The sequence below is a fragment of the Pseudomonas sp. AM4(2022) genome (assembly GCF_036346515.1).
GTDB lineage: Bacteria > Pseudomonadota > Gammaproteobacteria > Pseudomonadales > Pseudomonadaceae > Aquipseudomonas > Aquipseudomonas paracarnis.
This window is the reverse complement of record NZ_JAOTNW010000079.1, coordinates 1-352: the sequence shown is the minus strand read 5'-3', so window position 1 is coordinate 352 and position 352 is coordinate 1. Positions and strand designations below refer to the sequence as shown.

General features: G+C 64.5%; 1 protein-coding gene. It reads left to right on the top strand.

Translation table 11 applies throughout. The features are described 5' to 3' along the window. Window positions 1-22: 22 nt before the first annotated feature. Window positions 23-352 (top strand): hypothetical protein (locus tag ODQ19_RS28060; protein WP_330211843.1); only part of this gene is annotated, 330 nt, incomplete at its 3' end.

The window sequence follows — 352 nt, the reverse complement described above, 5'->3', positions numbered from 1 at the left end:
CGTACCGCTGCTGGCACCACAATTGGGTCCTATCGATCCAGCCACCGGCAACGTAGTAGTCACCGGCAAGCCGGGCGCAACCGTGCAGGCGCAGGACGCAAGCGGCAAGCCAATTGGCAACCCAGTCACTCTGGACGACAAAGGCCAGGGCACCGTAACGCTGCCAGGCAACACCAGCGGCCAACAAGTCGGCGTGGCGCTCAATGACGGCACCAACCCGCCGCTCACGACCAACGTCGAAGTGCCGTTGTTGGCACCGCAATTGGGTCCTGTCGATCCAGCCACCGGCAATGTAGTGGTGACCGGTAAGCCGGGCGCGACCGTGCAGGCGCAGGACGCAAGCGGCAAGCCA